We start from the raw sequence: 15414 nt of genomic DNA on the forward strand, positions 1-15414 counted from the left end.
TATCCGGCATGGGCACGCGCGGCTGGTACCACGAACGGACCCTCACCACGGTCGACACCGTCGGCCGGGAGGTACAGGTGTCGACCGGGCTCACCCGCGACCCGGAAGGCCGGCTGGTGGCGGCGATCGCGATCAGCGACGGCCCGACCGCGATCTTCCGCTACGCCAACGAGACCGAGAACCGGACCGAACTGCTGGACAACACCGAGCAGACCGTGAAGGTGCTGCGGCGGCTCGCGAGCGTGCCGCCGCGGATCTGACCGGGCTCAGGCGGGCAGGACCGCGTACTGGCGGACGTAGAGGTCCGTGTACGTCACCGGGCCGCGGGGGCCGGGGACCTTGTCCAGGTTGATGCCGGTTTCCGGGACCGCGAGCAGCTTGAAGCCGTCGAGGAGGCGGGTCGGGGCGTTCCAGAAGACCCCCGTGCCGGTGTAGCCGTCGAAGAAGGCGTCGGCGGCCGCGGGGTCGTCGGTGGCGATGCCCGCCGCCAGGCCCGACGTCTGCTCGTTGGCGATCTCGACGGCGTCCGCGAGCGCGCCGACCTTGGCGACCGTGACGGTCGCCTCGCGGTCGGAGTCCAGCGCCCACTCGTAGCCGATGGCGTGCTCGTGCGGCGCCAGCGAAGGCGTGACCCCCCGCTCGGCCAGCGCGTCGGCGATGCCCGGCCAGACGTCGTCGTGGATGCCCTCGTGGATGAGCAGCAGGTTCAGCCGGTTGCAGACGCCCAGCCGGTCGAGGCTCGCGTAGACGAGGTCACGCGCCTTGGTGACGTCCGCCCCGCGGTCGACGTACAGGACGCCCCCGCCGTCGGCGTGGGCCAGCGTGCGCACGCCGTGGACGGCCGCCTCGGTGGCCAGCGCCCGGGTGCTGTCGCCGCTGCCGCGCAGGATCACGAGCGGCACCAGGTTCGGCAGCCGCACCAGCGCGGACGCCGCCTCGCGCTCCACCCGCGGCACGAGCTGGACGCAGTCCGCGTCGATGCCGGCCTCGGTCAGCGCCGGGGCGATGACCACCTCGCGCAGCCGCTGGGCCGAGCCGAGCGCGGCCGAGCCGGTGCGCAGCACGCCGCCGTTGCGCGACTTGACCAGCTGCGACGCCACGTCGACGGTCACGTTCGGCCGTGCCTCGTAGTTCGCGCCGATCACGCCGACCGGCCGTCGCCGTTCGACCAGCTTCAGGCCGCCGTCCAGGGTGGACACGTCGACCGAGCGCTCCTGGTGCGGGGCGCCGGCGAGCAGCCGCAGCTGCTCGGCCATGCCGGTCAGCCGCTCCGGGGTGATGGTGAGCCGGTCGAGCAGACCGGCGCTCATCCCCTCGGCCTTCGCACGCTCGACGTCGGCCTGGTTCGCCTCCAGGATCTCGTCGCGGTGCGCGAGCAGCCTTTCGGCCATCCCGCTCAGCGCGGCGTCGACGGCTTCGGCGGAAGCGGCGGCGAGCGACGGCGCGGCCAGCTTCGCCGCCCGTGCGCACTCCTCCACGGCCTTGGCGACCTCGTCCATCGTTCGTCTCCCTCCGCGCGGACCAGCGAGAGACCAGTTTGCCGCATGGGCGCGGCTAGGCGGCCAGGGGCTCCAGCAGCCACAGCCCGCCGGCGATGAGGCAGCTGACCGTCGCCACGACGAAGACCAGCACCCACAGCACCGGCGGCACCGCGGTGAGCCGGCCCAGCTGGTCGGCGTCCGAGTCCCGGGCGTGGCCCCGCCGCCGCTTGACCTGCAGCTCGACCACCGGCCGCACGCCGCCGAACAGCAGGAACCACGTCACGAGGTAGCTGAATGGAGCCTGCACCTCGACCGGCGCGACGAACGCGACCAGCGCCAGCACGACAGCGCTCGCGACGACCGAGAACACCCCGTAGGCGTTGCGGACCATCACCAGCACGCCGAGCAGCAGCAGCGCGATCAGCACGAGGACCGTGCCGGCCAGGTCGGCGCCCAGCAGGCTGGCGAACAGCAGCCCGAGGACCGACGGCGCCAGGTAACCGGCCATCGCGGTGAAGGCCATGCCCGGCCCCTCGGGCTTGCCGCGCGAGACGGTGACGCCCGACGTGTCCGAGTGCAGCTTGATGCCCTGCAGCCGCCGCCCGACCAGCACGGCGGCCAGGGCGTGCCCGGCCTCGTGCACGATGGTGATGCCGTTGCGCGCCAGCCGCCACGGGCTGCCGCCGACCAGCACGACCAGCAGCGCCACCCCACCGGCGACCAGCGTGATCACGGCCGGGGTCTGGGCCTGCTCGAGCAGCGACGGAGTGGTGGCGGCCGCGCGGGCACCGCCGAACGCGAGTTGAACGGGCGAGCTCACCCGGACACCTCACCACAGGCGATATCTGGCTACTGTGAGTCCCCACCGCTGCGGGTTCCGGCCGCTCCGGTATTGGGTCGATACGGTCTCCTTCCTCGTGGTGCCGGTGATCAGGTCATCGGGACTCCCGCATCCGGGCCTCGCCTTCCACGCGGAACAGGAACGACACCCAGCTCCGGAACGGCGCCCACGCCTCGGCGATCGCCGCCAGCTCGTCCACTCCCGCGTCCGGGAGGTGGTACGCGTCGCGCATGATCTCGTGGAGGCGGGTCTCCGCCCGCGGGAACACGTCCGGATGGCCGGCGCCACGAATCAGGACCAGCTCCGCGCTGAAGCGGCCGATCCCCGGCAGGGCCTGCAACTGTTTCAGTGCCTCGTCCGCCGGCATCGCCCGCAACGTCGCCGCGTCGAGCAGGCCGTCGGCCGCCGCCTCGGCGATTCCTCGGAGGCGTTGCATCTTGGGGCCCGACAGGCCCGGCAGGTACTCCAGCCTCGCCAGCACCGCGGGTGCCGGGAACGACGTCAGCACGCTGCCGCCGACGTCGACCTCCGTGCCGTGACGCTCGGCCAGGCGACGGCGCAGCCGGACCGCCTGCGTCATCCAGATCCGGTGGCTCAGCACCGCCCAGCACGCCGCCTCGTACGGGGAGGCGAACAGGACCGGCCGCAAGCCCGGATGCATGCCCTGGACCAGGGACACCACCGGATCGCGGGCGCCGACCTCCGCGAACCCGGTGCCGTCGACGTCCAGCGAACACATCCGCCGCAGCTGCGCCCCGACCGCCTCCGTCAGCGACGGCGGGCCGTGGACCTCCACCGCGATCTCGCCGGGCGATCTCTGCCGCAGCACCGCTCCCACCGGCGTCCACTCGCCGTCGAGCGGGAACGCCACCCGGAGCGCGCCGGGCTCTGCTTCCGGCTGACCGGCGGGCGCGAAGCCGGTCAGGAACCGGGCCGCCGCGGCCAGGTCGAACTCTCCTCGTACCGTGATTTCGCTGCCCAGCAGGGAAATCGTCATCTGTCCTCCTCGGATCGGAACCTTGTCTGCGACGCTAGGCAGGACCACCGACAATTCCGGGCCTCGAACGCCTGAGCCCGCGGATTCTTCACTCGTTCGAGTGGCGCAGATTTGACATACTGCCGGTATCCGAGAGGAGAGCAATGCCGACCAAGACCGCGACCGAACGCCTCGAAGACCTGCTCGAGACGCCCGCGAAGACCGACGACGGCTACCTCGACCTGCTGGGCACCGCCAGCCAGGCCGGCCCGCCGACCGGCCTCACCCAGCGCCTGATGCGCACCGCCCTCCTCCCGCAGGTCTACGAGCGGTACTGGCGCCCCGCCCTCGGCCGCGCGCTCAAGGGCCCGCTCGGCCCGAGCATGGCCGGCGAAGTGAGGCTCGCGACGAAGCTCCTCGACCTGGAACCCGGCGACACGGCGCTCGACGTCGCCTGCGGCACCGGCCGGTTCACGCGCGCGTTCGGCGCGGCCGTCGGCCCGGGCGGGCTCGCCATCGGCCTCGACGGCGCGCGCACGATGCTCACCAAAGCCGTCGCCGAGAACGGGCCGGCATCGGTCGCCTACCTGCGCGCGGACGCCGTGCGCCTCCCGCTGCGAGAGTCCACTGTGGACGGCGTCTGCTGCTTCGCCGCCCTCCACATGTTCGCCGAGCCTGAAACCGCGTTGGACTCCTTCGCGCGCGTGCTGAAGCCCGGCGGCCGGATCGTGCTGCTCACGAGCGCCCGGCGCGGCTGGCAACCCGCGCGGGTCGCGGAGTCCGTCGGCGGGATCCTGAGCGGGCAGCGGATGTTCGACCGCGGCGAGATCGCCGCGAGCCTGCGCGCGCGGGGCTTCACGGACCTCACCGAGCGGTACGCCGGCGTCACGCAGATCGTGGCCGGCCGGCTGAGCTGAGCACCGCGGATTGTCGGAGCCTGCGGTTAGCATCGCCCCATGACCCACCACGAGCCCGTCCCGCCCGACGACAGCTACCTGCGTTCCCTGGTCGAGGCCACCGCCGACGCCGTCGCGGCCGCCGAACCGCTGTCCTCGCCGCACACCGGCGCGGACGAGGCGACGCGCGCCGAGGTGACCGCCGCGGTCGAGCGCGATTCACCCGATCTGGTGGCGTTGAGCCAAGATCTGCACGCCCACCCCGAGGAGGGGTTCGCCGAGCACCGTTCGGTGCGAGCCCTGGCGGACCTCCTGAAGCGCCACGGCCACGAAGCGACCGTCGGCGTCGGCGGGCTCGACACCGCGCTGCGCGTCAGCACGCCCGAACAGGATGGCCCGCACATCGCCGTCCTCGCCGAGTACGACGCGCTCCCCGGCCTCGGCCACGCGTGCGGCCACAACGTCATCTGCACGACCGCCGCGGGCGGCTTCCTCGGTGCCGCGACCGTCGCCGAACGGCTCGGCGGCCGCGTCAGCCTGATCGGCACGCCGGCCGAAGAAGGCGGTGGTGGCAAGGAGATCCTCGCCCGCGCCGGGGTGTTCGACGACGTCGACGCGGTGATCATGCTGCACCCGTTCAGCCACGACATCGCGCTGCACCCGTTCCTCGGCCGCCGTCAGCTGGAGATGGTCTTCCACGGTGTCGGCGCGCACGCGAGCGCCCAGCCGTTCATGGGCCGCAACGCGCTCGACGCCGCCGTCGCGGCCTACCAAGGCGTCTCGGCGCTGCGCCAGCAACTCCCGCAGAGCGACCGGGTCCACGGCGTCTTCACCGACGGCGGCGCCCGGCCGAACGTCATCCCGGCCCGGGCCGCGCTGCTGTTCTACCTGCGCTCCCAGAACCCCGAGACCCTGCGCGACCTCGCCGCGCGCATGACGTCGATCGCGGAGGGCGCGGCGGCGATGACCGGCTGCGGCGTCGAGCTGAAGTGGGACGCCCAGGCGGCCTACCTGCCGATCCGGTTCAACACCACGCTCGCCGGGCGGTGGACGGCCAACCAGGCCGGCACCGGCCGCAAGCCACTGCCGCCGGGCATCGTCCCGGAGTCGCTCACGGGATCGACGGACCTGGGCAACCTGTCCTACCGGATGCCGGCGCTGCATCCGATGCTCGCCGTCTCGGGCCCGACGGTCGCGTTGCACACCAAGGAGTTCGCGGCCGCGGCCGGTTCGGAGACCGGCGACGCGGGAGTCCGGGACGGTGCGCTGGGCCTGGCCCTGACGGCCGCCGACTACCTGGGCGACGCCGAGCTGCGGCAGGCCGTCCACGACGAGTTCGAGGCGGCGGGAGGAGCACTGGACGTGCCGTCGTTCTTCGCCTGACACCTGAGGATCGGCTGAGTTTTCTCAGCTGATTCTTCTCAGCAAAGCCTGAGGTATTTCCACAGGTTGCTCACAAGCACGGGCGCGAACCTAGTGACATGACCGAGAACGAGAGTCGGCCCGGCCCCGCCTCACCCGGTGGGCACCAGCCGCACCACAGCACCCAGCAGTACGGGCCGTACGCGCAGCAGCAGCCGCAGTACGGCTACCAGCAGCAGGCCGCGCCGAACCCTCTGTTCACGCCGCAACCGCCGCCGCTCCAGCAGCCGGGGCAGGCGCCCACGGCGCTGAAGACCAAGCCGCGCAAGGGCGGCCGCGTCGCGATGATCGTCAGCGCGACCGCCCTCGGCGCCGCGCTGGTCGGTGGCGTCGGCGGCGCCGCGATCGTCGGGCTCACCACGAACTCGGCGGACGGCGCGACGACGTCGGTGAGCACGCCGGCCGCGAGCGGGCAGACGGTCGCGAACTCGACCTCCGGCGACGTCAGCGGCGTCGCGGCGAAGGTGACGCCGAGCGTGGTCCAGATCAACGTCACCACCGACCAGGGCGAGGCCATCGGCTCCGGCGTCATCCTCACCGCGGACGGCCGGATCCTGACCAACGCGCACGTCGTCGACGGCGCCCAGAGCGTCGTGATCACCACGTCCGACGGCAAGAAGTACCAGGCCGGCGTGGTCGGCGCGGACACCAAGGCGGACATCGCGGTGGTCCAGGCCCAGAACGCGAGCGGCCTGACGGCGGCGTCACTGGGTGACTCCAGCAAGCTCGTCGTCGGCCAGGAGGTCGTCGCGATCGGCTCGCCGGGCGGGCTGCAGAACACCGTCACCACCGGCATCGTCAGCGCGCTCAACCGGAACCTGTCCGACATCGGGCAGGGCCAGCAACAGCAGCAGTCGCCGTTCAACCGGACCTCCAACCAGACCGAAAGCTCGCCCAGCTACACCGCGATCCAGACGGACGCCTCGATCAACCAGGGCAACTCCGGCGGCGCGCTGGTCGACGCCCAGGGCAACGTCATCGGCATCAACTCGGCCCTCTACAGCCCGGCGGCCTCGGCCAACGGCTCGGCCGGCAGCGTCGGGATCGGCTTCGCCATCCCGATCAACGACGCCAAGAAGATCGTCGACCAGATCGTGAACAACTAGGACGCGGACGGGCCGTGGTCGGGGCGGTCCGTCCTCACCCGCTTCGGGGAGCGGGGACGGCGAAGGCCGTTTCGAGAGTCAATCGGGGGCTCTCGAAACGGCCTTCGCGCTGTTCAGAGTTCGTAGCTGAGGACCAGCGTGTGGTTCTGCTCCGCGTCCATCTCGATGTTCGCGGTGCCGGAGATCCCGGCCAGCTCGCCCGAGCCCGAGCCGGTGAGGATCTTGAGCGTCAGGCCGGACTCGTCGGCCGAGTGGTGCAGGACGAAGGCACCTTTGCGGCCGTCGACCGAGACGGCGAGACGCTCGAAGGCGACGTACGCGCGCGAAGTCGCGTTGGACGCCGTCAGCATCTCGACGGTGCTCGTCCCCTCGACCGCTCCGGTGAACGTCTTGCCGATCGCCACCCGGGCGAACTCGGTGCCCGCGGCCTCGTCGGTCGCTTGCGGCTCCCACTTGTCGAGCACGAACGACGCGGTGGCAGTGCTGGTCATGGCGGATTCCCCTGTCTCGAAGGTGGCACCAGCTTCGCAGTGATACCTGACAGGAAGCGTCAGGTATTCGTCAGCGTTTCCGGTTGCCGAACAGGCCGCGCGTGATCTCCCGGCCCAGCGCGCTCGCCGCGGAGCGCATGAACGACTTCACCGCCGGGTTCTTCATCGCCGACTCGATGAACCCCGGATCGTCCTTCGCCTTCTCAGCCAGAGCCTCGGCGGGCGCCTGAGCAGGCGGAGCGTCCGGCGCGGCCTCGGGAGCCTGGGGGATCTTCGCGGCCAGCTTCTCGTACGCGGACTCGCGATCGATCGTCTCGGCGTACTTCGCATGCAGGTCCGACGAAGCGACGGCGGCGGCCACGGCTTCGGGACCGATCGAGCCCATCTTCGACCGCGGCGCCCGCAGCCGCGTCCACGCCACCGGCGTCGGCGCGCCCCGCTCCGAGAGCACCGTGACGATCGCCTCGCCGATGCCCAGCGACGTCAACGCCGTGTCGAGCTCGTAGAACTTCGTCTTCGGGTAGGTCTTGACCGTCTTGGCCAGCGCCGCCTGGTCGTCCGGCGTGAACGCCCGCAGCGCGTGCTGGATCCGCGCGCCGAGCTGCGAGAGCACGTTGTTCGGGATGTCCGTGGGCAGCTGCGTGCAGAAGAACACGCCGACGCCCTTCGACCGGATCAGCTTCACGGTCTGCTCGATGCGCTCGAGGAACGCCTTCGACGCGTCGTTGAAGAGCAGGTGCGCCTCGTCGAAGAAGAAGACCAGCTTCGGCTTGTCGAGATCGCCCTCCTCGGGCAGCTCCTCGAACAGCTCGGCCAGCAGCCACATCAGGAACGTCGAGAACAACGCCGGCTTCGCCTGCAGGTTGTCCAGCTCCAGCAGCGTGACGACGCCCTTGCCCTCGGGCGCGCGCAGCAGGTCGTGCACGTCCAGCTCGGGCTCGCCGAAGAAGTCCTCGCCCCCCTGGGCCTCGAGGTTGGACAGCGAACGCAGGATCACGCCGGCCGTGGCCGCCGACACGCCGCCGATGCCCTTGAGGTCCGCCTTGCCCTCGTCGCTGGTCAGGTGCGTGATCACCGACCGGAGGTCCTTCGTGTCCAACAACGCGAGACCGCGCTGGTCGGCCCAGTGGAAGATCAGCCCGAGCGTCGACTCCTGCGTCTCGTTCAGCCCGAGCACCTTCGACAGCAGGACCGGCCCGAAGCTCGTGATCGTCGCCCGGATCGGCGAGCCCTTCCCGCCGGTGCCCAGCGACAGGAACTGCACCGGGTAGGCCGTGCCCGCCCAGTCGTCGCCCAGCTCCTGAGAGCGCTTGCCGATCTTGTCGTTCGCCTCGCCGGCCGCGGCCAGCCCGGACAGGTCGCCCTTCACGTCCGCGAGCACCACCGGCACCCCGGCCGCCGACAGCTGCTCCGCGATCAGCTGCAACGTCTTCGTCTTGCCCGTCCCGGTCGCCCCCGCGACCAGGCCGTGCCGGTTCAGCGTCGCCAGCGGCAGGCGCACCGCGGCCGCGGCGTCCGTCTTGCCGTCGATCACCACCGCACCCAGCTCCAGCGCGGCACCCTCACTCGCATAACCGGCGGCGATCTCGCTCGCCGGCGACCCCTGATCCGTCACTCGCAGCTCCCCGATCGTGTGTCCTGCACCACACCGCGAGCGTAACGCGCCGTACGCGCAGGTAACGCCCCTCTTATCCCCGTGTCGGGTTAGGGTCACCAGGTGACCGACCGCCTAGTCTGGATCGACTGCGAAATGACGGGGCTCGACCTCGGCAAGGAAGCGTTGATCGAAATCGCCGCCCTCGTCACCGACGCGGAGCTGAACGTGCTCGGCGACGGAGTCGACATCGTCATCCACGCCGACGAGGAAAAACTCGCCGGGATGCCCGACGTCGTCCGCGAGATGCACGCCCACTCCGGCCTCACCGAAGAGGTCCGCGCCTCGAGCGTCACCCTCGAAGAGGCCGAACGCCGCGTCCTCGAGTACATCCGGGAGCACGTGCCCGAGTCCGGCACCGCGCCGCTCGCCGGCAACTCGATCGCCACCGACCGCGGCTTCATCGCGCGCGACATGCCGGCGCTCGACGCCTACCTGCACTACCGCCTGGTCGACGTCTCCTCCGTCAAGGAACTCGTCCGCCGCTGGTACCCGCGGATCTACTACGCCAAGCCGGAGAAGGGTCTCGCGCACCGGGCGCTGGCCGACATCAAGGAATCCATCGGCGAGCTCGACTACTACCGGCGCGTCGCGTTCGTCCCGCAGCCCGGGCCGACCAGCGACGAAGCCAAGGCCGCGGCCGCTGAAGTGCAGGAACAGTTGCAGAGGTAACCCCCTGCAATCCGCTTGAAGACACCCGCTACGATTACTGCCAGCGAGGTGATCGCAAGCGGATCCCCTCGGTAATGGTGGGCGTAGCTCAGCTGGTAGAGCACCTGGTTGTGGTCCAGGAGGTCGCGGGTTCGAAACCCGTCGCTCACCCCAACACCCCGACGTGGTCGGGCCCTTACGGGCCCTCCCCATGGTCGGGGTTTCGCCTTTTTGCGGGGCCGAGCCCCGCACCCCGCCGGGGGCTCGCCCCGGACCCCCGTCGTGCGTGGTCGCGTTGTGCCGTTGGTGGCAACCCTCACGACCGGATGGCTCAGCGTGCGGTCCGCCGGTTGCCGGTGCACCGTGTTCTGGTGGCACGTTCAGCACCGAAGACCAGGCGGAAGAAGAAGCTGCGGTACGAGGACATCACCGTCATCGACCGATCGCTGCTCAAGCGAGCGGTGGGAGCCGCGGCCCTCGGCAACGCCATGGAGTGGTTCGACTTCGGCGTCTACGCCTACATCGCCGACACCATCGCCGAGGTCTTCTTCCCGCCCACCGTCGCCCCCGGCGTCCGGCTGATCGGCACCTTCGGGGCGTTTACCGCCGCCTTCCTGATGCGACCCCTCGGCGGGCTCGTCTTCGGGCCCCTCGGCGACCGGATCGGGCGGCAGAAGGTCCTCGCCGTCACCATGATCATGATGGCCATCGGCACCCTGAGCATCGGGCTGATCCCGTCGTACTCCTCCATCGGGGTCTGGTCGCCGATCCTGCTCGTCGTCGCCCGGATGGTGCAGGGGTTCTCCACCGGCGGCGAGTACGGCGGCGCGACGACCTTCATCGCCGAGTACTCCCCCGACAAACGCCGCGGCTTCATGGGCTCGTGGCTCGAGTTCGGCACGCTGTCCGGCTACGTGCTCGGCGCGTCCGTCGTCACCGGCATGAAAGCCTGGGTCCCCCACGAGACGCTGCTCGACTGGGGCTGGCGCGTCCCGTTCCTGGTCGCCGGCCCGCTCGGCATCATCGGCCTCTACATGCGGCTCAAGCTCGAGGAGACGCCGGCATTCCAGAAGCACGCCGAAGAGGCCGAGAAGCGCGGCCGCTCCGGCGAGCCGTTCTGGAAGATGTTCACCGACTACTGGCCCGCGCTGCTCATCTGCGTCGGGCTGGTGCTCGTGTTCAACGTCACCGACTACATGCTGTTGTCGTACATGCCGACGTACCTGTCCGAGCAACTGCACCTCGACGCGACGCACGGCCTGCTGCTGATCATCGTCGTCATGGTCGTGATGATGCTGATCATCCTGGTCGGCGGCCGGATCACCGACAAGGTCGGCCGCAAGCCCGTGATGATGGCCGGCTGCGTCGGCTTCCTCGTGCTGTCGTGGCCGCTGATGCTGCTGGTCCACGACGGCGGCCTGGTACTGACCTTCCTCGGCCTGATGGGCCTCGGCCTGCTCCTGCTCTGCTTCGAGGTCTCGATGCCCGCGGCGCTGCCGGCGCTGTTCCCGACCGCGATCCGCTACGGCGCGCTGTCCATCGCGTTCAACATCTCCGTGTCGCTCTTCGGCGGCACGACCCCGCTGGTCATGCAGGCACTGATCTCGTCGACCGGCCACGACTTCTGGCCCGCCTGGTACATGATGGCCGCCGGGGCGATCGGCGCCGTCGCGGTCTACTTCAGTCGCGAGACGGCGAACAAGCCGCTCTGGGGCTCGGGGCCCGCGGTGGCGACCGAAGCGGAGGCGCGGGAGCTCGTCCGCGACTCCGCGAAGGACTAAGCCGCGTCGATCAGCAGTTCGGCCAGCGCGGCGGGCATGGTGATCATGCAGTCGTGCCCGGTCGGCAGCTCCCGCACCGGCTCGCCGGCCGGCACGGGCCGCCGGGTGATCCCGGACGGCTGGCCGCCGACGCAGTGGATGTGCGTGCGCGGGATCGCCTTCGCCGCCGGGTTGTCCAGCCGGACCGGTTCGGTGAGGCACTTCACCGGCTGGTCGGACAGCATCGAGCGCAGCCAGGCGACGTCGCCGGGATCGGTGACGCCGAACAAGCCGGCGGGCCCGGCCGGCATCGGGGGCACCCGCCAGCCGTCGACGGCGCCGTCGATCAGCTGTTTCGTGATGGGGATGACGTCGGCCGCGGTCTCGCCGTCTTCGGGGACCATGGCGTCGAGGAAAACCAGGCGCGCGATCCGCTCCGGGAGCCGGTCGGCAGCTCCCGAGATGACCATCCCGGCGTAGCTGTGGCCGACGAGCACGACGTCGCGCTCGCTCTCGAGGAGGCCGGCGATATCGTCGATGTGGGTGCCGAGCCCGACTTCCGGGCTCAGCAGGTGGGCGCGGTCGCCGTAGCCGGTCAGGGAGGGCACGATCACGCGGTGCCCGGCCGACTCCAGCAGCGGGACCACGCGGTCCCAGCAGCGTCCGTCGTGCCAAGCGCCGTGTACCAGCAAGAATGTGGACATGGAACGATCTTGTTCACTCGCGGCGCGCCAGGCAATACGGCACTAATTGGTGCCCCGGTTCTCAGGAGGTAACCATGGAGGACCCGTGCCGGGCCCGCGAAGTCCTCGGGATCGTCGGGGACAAGTGGGCGCTGCTGGTCGTGCGGATGCTCAAGGACGGGCCGCGGCGCTTCACCGAGCTCAAGCGGTCGATCGACGGGATCAGCCAGCGCATGCTCACGGTGACCCTGCGCGACCTCGAGCGCGACGGGATCCTGACCCGCACGGTCGTCGCCGTCATGCCGCCGCACGTCAGCTACGAGCTGACGGCGATGGGCCGGACGTTGCGCGAAGCCACCGCGCCGCTGCTCGAGTGGAGCATCACGCACATGCCGCTCATCGCGAAGGCCCGCGCGGAGTACGACGACCGCTAGTTCGCGGCCGTCGTCCACTCGTCCCAGGACAGCTGCCAGACGCTCCAGCCGTCGGTGGGCTCGAGCTTCGGGCCGCCACTGTTCTGGACGGTGACGATGTCGCCCTTCCTCGACGCGTCCATCAGCCACTTCGTGTTCTCGGTGGACAGGTTGAGGCAGCCGTGGCTGACGTTGCTGTGCCCCTGCTGCCGCACCGACCACGGCGCGGAGTGGTAGAAGATGCCGCTGTAGGACAGGCGGATCGCGTACTGGACGTAGGTGCTGTAGCCGCCGGGAGCGTCCTCGGGGACGCCGTAGGTGGCGGAGTTCATGGTGTAGCCGGTGTGCTCGCTCATGACGGTGTAGGTGCCGGCCGGGGTGTTGTGGCCGGGCTTGCCCATGGAGGTCGGCATGGTCTTGACCTCCTTGTCGTTGATCGAGACGGTCATCTGGTGCGTCTGGCCGTCGGCGACCGCGACGAGCTTGTCGCCGATGGTGCCGGTGAGCTTCTTGTCCTCGCGGCCGTAGCTGCCCTTGCCGAGCGCCTTGCCGTAGACGGCGGCGTCGACGGTGATCTTGGTGCCGCTCTTCCAGTAGGCCTTCGGCCGCCAGGTCACCTGCTTGTCACCGGACCAGCGGAAAGCACCCTCGGTGGCCGGCTCGGCGGTGACCTTGAGCGCCTTCTCGGCGGCGGCCTTGTCGGCGACGTTCCCGCTGAAGGTGAAGATCAGCGGCATCCCGACGCCAACGGTCTCGCCGTCGTCGAGGTTCACCGAGACACCGAGCTGCCGCGCGGGCTTGACGGTGGTGAAGCTCGTTTCGGCGCTGACCGGCTTCCCGTCGGAGCCGGTCGCGGCGGCGGTGAGCCGGTAGGCCTTGTTGTAGCCGAGCGGCTCGGCGGAGTCCCACCCCGAGCCGTCGGCCCGCGCCTTCCCGGCGACGACCTTGCCATCGGCCCCGGTCAGCTTGACCTCGCCGACCTTCCCATCGGCAACGGCAACGCTGACGGGCTCCCCGGGCGCGACGTCCTTGGCATCCTTGGCAAGGCTCAAGGTGAGCACAGCGGCCTTCGGCGCGGGCTTGGGCGCACTCGAGGACGCCGTCTCCTTCGGAGGTTCACCCGAAGGGCTACTGCTGCAGCCGGCCACCGTGAGGCCGATCACCCCCGCGGCCACCAGCAGCCGCACCCCAGCACTCGTCATGCCCACCCGCCTGTTTCGCCGTCGATGTCCGACTACAGTGTGCCCGACCAGCCGCGACACCGGGACGGCAACGCCCGAACTCGTAGACGGGACCCCCCTGAAAGGGGCTCGGAACCGGGTGCTAATCTTTTCCACGTCGCCGAGGGAAACCTCCGGCAGACACCGGCGCCATTAGCTCAATTGGCAGAGCAGCTGGCTCTTAACCAGCGGGTTCGGGGTTCGAGTCCCTGATGGCGCACACCCCACCACCCCAGGTCGATCCGCATCGGCCTGGGGTTTTGTGGTATCTGGAACCTCTTCGTCCGCTTGGGCACTGTCCACTGTGGTCGTTCGGGAGCCCGAGAGCGCAGGCCGGGTGCACAGCCTTCCGCGGGATTGCCCCAGCCGGCTTCCGCGTAGCGTCGGCAGCCACTTCTTCACCGACGTTCTTGTAGAGATCCATCGTCACCTTGATCGACGAGTGCCGGAGCATGTGCTGGATCACCTTCATGTCCACCCCGGCGCTCAACGCCAAGGTCGCCGCGCCGTGGCGAAGGCCGTGCAGGGTGATCGGGGCAAGCCGGCCAGCTTGATCAACCAGGTGAACTCGTCAACGACATCAGCGGGGTGCAGAGGGCTGCCGTCGGGCTCGGTGCATAGGAGATCGTGGTCGACCCCATCGTCGCCGAGGTGGCTTGGCCTCGTCCTGACGGGCGTTGTGCGAGGAGGACCAAGACGGTGTCCGAGTCGAGCGCGACGATCCCCTCCGACGAGGGGGGCTTTGGCTTGCTCTGCCCGGTCTCCCACCCGTACTGCACGATCTGATTGGCCACCTCGATGCAGGCGACGTCCAGATAGGTGTCGGAGCGACGCTGACCACAGCCCTCTCCGCGGCGCAGACCGGTGTAGGCGATGAGGTGATAGAGGGCGTAGAGCGGGTGGTTGACGATGAAGTCCAGGAACTGCCTGGTCTGCTCCGCCGTCCACACCATCACCGGATAGGGCACTTCGCCAGTCCGGCGCCACTTCGCCACTCGCTCCGGGGTCCACAGCTTCGGCTTCTGCCGGACCGCCGGCGGTAGCTCGACCAGCTTCGCGACGTTGTGGGTCAGCAAGCCCTGGTCCACGGCGGTACATATTCCGGCTCACCGTGCGCTTCTTCAACGTCAGGAAGGCATCGAACACCTCATCCATCAAAGGGTGCTCCAGCACTTGCGCCCCGGCGCGAACGAGACGACGTACCGCGTCGAATTCAGGCAGCGGCTGCTTCTGCGAGATCAGCCCCGCGAGCAAGTCCCCGATCTTGCGCAAAGTCTCGGTGGGTGTGGGTGATGCCGTGGCGGGCGAAGAACGCCCTGGCGCGGCGCAAGAACCCGATCGCGGTGCGGGCTTCTCACCAGGCAGGGCTTCGGTGTAGGCCAGGCGGGAGTAGCCGTCGACGACGGAGTGCAGGTAGGTGTAGTGGGCCCGCCGACCTTGGGTTTTGCCGCGAGCGACGTGTCGTGCGTGTTCGCTGTCTTTGCCGTGAACGCGCCAGCCACCGCCGTCGGCGATCTGGCCGGCCTTCTTAACATCGAAGGGGACCATATGCCCGGGCCAGCGGGCGATGATCCGCTGTGGTGCCCGGTGGGTGGCGCCGGTCGGGTCGAGGAACCGACGCCGGTTCAGGCCCAGCCGCAGCAGATGGCGGCCGACGGTTCGCACCGAGATGGTGATGCCTCGGCAGCGAGTTCGGTGACGGTTCGGCGGGCGGAGTACTTCCGTTGCCGGCGCAGTTGCTCGATCCGGGTCACCACCTCGGCGAGGGTGGCTGTGAATTGGCGGTGCGAGACGCTGAACGCCCATTCTTCACGGTCGCT

General features: G+C 70.0%; 16 protein-coding genes, 2 tRNA genes and 1 pseudogene. 9 read left to right on the forward strand and 10 right to left on the reverse strand.

Annotation, left to right across the window (positions count from 1 at the left end):
• Positions 1-8: 8 nt before the first annotated feature.
• Entirely contained in the window at positions 9-260 is a 252-nt protein-coding gene (locus tag ACZ7PG_RS22230; protein ID WP_470241002.1) for a hypothetical protein, read from the forward strand.
• Positions 261-266: 6 nt separating this feature from the next.
• On the opposite strand, the gene ACZ7PG_RS22235 is transcribed toward ACZ7PG_RS22230, so the two are convergent.
• The 3 genes from ACZ7PG_RS22235 to ACZ7PG_RS22245 form a co-directional block, all read right to left on the reverse strand.
• The gene (locus tag ACZ7PG_RS22235) at positions 267-1499 is read right to left on the reverse strand and encodes an aldehyde dehydrogenase family protein (protein ID WP_470241003.1); all 1233 of its coding nucleotides are present in this window, start codon (positions 1497-1499) and stop codon (positions 267-269) included.
• A gap of 55 nt (positions 1500-1554) precedes the next feature.
• Positions 1555-2241 (reverse strand): M50 family metallopeptidase, encoded by a 687-nt coding sequence (locus ACZ7PG_RS22240; protein ID WP_470242374.1) that lies wholly within the window; start codon positions 2239-2241, stop codon positions 1555-1557.
• Between the two features lie 175 nt (positions 2242-2416).
• A complete protein-coding gene (locus ACZ7PG_RS22245) occupies positions 2417-3319 on the reverse strand; it encodes a DNA-3-methyladenine glycosylase family protein (RefSeq protein ID WP_470241004.1) in 903 nt (300 codons plus the stop codon).
• A gap of 143 nt (positions 3320-3462) precedes the next feature.
• Here ACZ7PG_RS22245 and ACZ7PG_RS22250 point away from each other — a divergent pair, with 143 nt between their 5' ends.
• The 3 genes from ACZ7PG_RS22250 (at position 3463) to ACZ7PG_RS22260 (ending at position 6722) form a co-directional block, all read left to right on the forward strand.
• The gene (locus ACZ7PG_RS22250; RefSeq protein WP_470241005.1) at positions 3463-4215 is read left to right on the forward strand and encodes a class I SAM-dependent methyltransferase; all 753 of its coding nucleotides are present in this window, start codon (positions 3463-3465) and stop codon (positions 4213-4215) included.
• 39 nt (positions 4216-4254) lie between these two features.
• A complete protein-coding gene (locus ACZ7PG_RS22255; protein ID WP_470241006.1) occupies positions 4255-5577 on the forward strand; it encodes a M20 family metallopeptidase in 1323 nt (440 codons plus the stop codon).
• A gap of 98 nt (positions 5578-5675) precedes the next feature.
• Positions 5676-6722: a S1C family serine protease gene (locus ACZ7PG_RS22260; RefSeq protein WP_470241007.1), complete on the forward strand. Its 1047-nt coding sequence runs from the start codon at positions 5676-5678 to the stop codon at positions 6720-6722.
• A 113-nt stretch (positions 6723-6835) separates the two neighbouring features.
• On the opposite strand, the gene ACZ7PG_RS22265 is transcribed toward ACZ7PG_RS22260, so the two are convergent.
• Positions 6836-7213 (reverse strand): DUF3224 domain-containing protein, encoded by a 378-nt coding sequence (locus ACZ7PG_RS22265; protein ID WP_470241008.1) that lies wholly within the window; start codon positions 7211-7213, stop codon positions 6836-6838.
• Between the two features lie 70 nt (positions 7214-7283).
• On the reverse strand, positions 7284-8828 hold the full coding sequence (locus tag ACZ7PG_RS22270) for a helicase HerA-like domain-containing protein (protein ID WP_470241009.1): 1545 nt from the start codon (positions 8826-8828) through the stop codon (positions 7284-7286).
• 102 nt (positions 8829-8930) lie between these two features.
• On the opposite strand from ACZ7PG_RS22270, the gene orn reads away from it, so the two are divergent.
• The 3 genes from orn (at position 8931) to proP (ending at position 11299) form a co-directional block, all read left to right on the forward strand.
• Entirely contained in the window at positions 8931-9539 is a 609-nt protein-coding gene (gene orn, locus ACZ7PG_RS22275) for an oligoribonuclease (RefSeq protein ID WP_470241010.1), read from the forward strand.
• Positions 9540-9616: 77 nt separating this feature from the next.
• Positions 9617-9692, forward strand: a tRNA-His gene (locus tag ACZ7PG_RS22280).
• A gap of 176 nt (positions 9693-9868) precedes the next feature.
• Entirely contained in the window at positions 9869-11299 is a 1431-nt protein-coding gene (gene proP, locus ACZ7PG_RS22285; RefSeq protein WP_470242375.1) for a glycine betaine/L-proline transporter ProP, read from the forward strand.
• On the opposite strand, the gene ACZ7PG_RS22290 is transcribed toward proP, so the two are convergent.
• Positions 11296-11982 carry an alpha/beta fold hydrolase gene (locus ACZ7PG_RS22290; protein ID WP_470241011.1) on the reverse strand — a complete coding sequence of 229 codons (687 nt, stop codon included), beginning with the start codon at positions 11980-11982 and terminating at the stop codon, positions 11296-11298. The genes proP and ACZ7PG_RS22290 overlap by 4 nt on opposite strands.
• 74 nt (positions 11983-12056) lie before the next feature.
• Between ACZ7PG_RS22290 and ACZ7PG_RS22295 the strand changes: the two genes are divergently transcribed.
• Positions 12057-12395 carry a winged helix-turn-helix transcriptional regulator gene (locus ACZ7PG_RS22295; RefSeq protein ID WP_470241012.1) on the forward strand — a complete coding sequence of 113 codons (339 nt, stop codon included), beginning with the start codon at positions 12057-12059 and terminating at the stop codon, positions 12393-12395.
• On the opposite strand, the gene ACZ7PG_RS22300 is transcribed toward ACZ7PG_RS22295, so the two are convergent.
• A complete protein-coding gene (locus tag ACZ7PG_RS22300) occupies positions 12392-13576 on the reverse strand; it encodes a L,D-transpeptidase (protein WP_470241013.1) in 1185 nt (394 codons plus the stop codon). The genes ACZ7PG_RS22295 and ACZ7PG_RS22300 overlap by 4 nt on opposite strands.
• Before the next feature lie 165 nt (positions 13577-13741).
• Between ACZ7PG_RS22300 and ACZ7PG_RS22305 the strand changes: the two genes are divergently transcribed.
• Positions 13742-13814: transfer RNA gene (locus ACZ7PG_RS22305), tRNA-Lys, on the forward strand.
• Here the strand turns inward: ACZ7PG_RS22305 and ACZ7PG_RS22310 are convergent.
• From ACZ7PG_RS22310 to ACZ7PG_RS22320, 3 genes and pseudogenes are all read right to left on the reverse strand, one after another.
• The gene (locus ACZ7PG_RS22310; RefSeq protein ID WP_470242376.1) at positions 13776-14156 is read right to left on the reverse strand and encodes a tyrosine-type recombinase/integrase; all 381 of its coding nucleotides are present in this window, start codon (positions 14154-14156) and stop codon (positions 13776-13778) included. The two genes, ACZ7PG_RS22305 and ACZ7PG_RS22310, sit on opposite strands and share 39 nt — an antisense overlap.
• Entirely contained in the window at positions 14149-14682 is a 534-nt protein-coding gene (locus ACZ7PG_RS22315) for a site-specific integrase (RefSeq protein ID WP_470241014.1), read from the reverse strand. The genes ACZ7PG_RS22310 and ACZ7PG_RS22315 overlap by 8 nt, the downstream gene beginning before the upstream one ends.
• Before the next feature lie 140 nt (positions 14683-14822).
• Positions 14823-15390, reverse strand: a pseudogene (locus tag ACZ7PG_RS22320) (transposase family protein); the annotation flags it as partial.
• Positions 15391-15414 lie beyond the last annotated feature (24 nt).

It is taken from the genome of Amycolatopsis sp. NPDC114504, assembly GCF_055633595.1.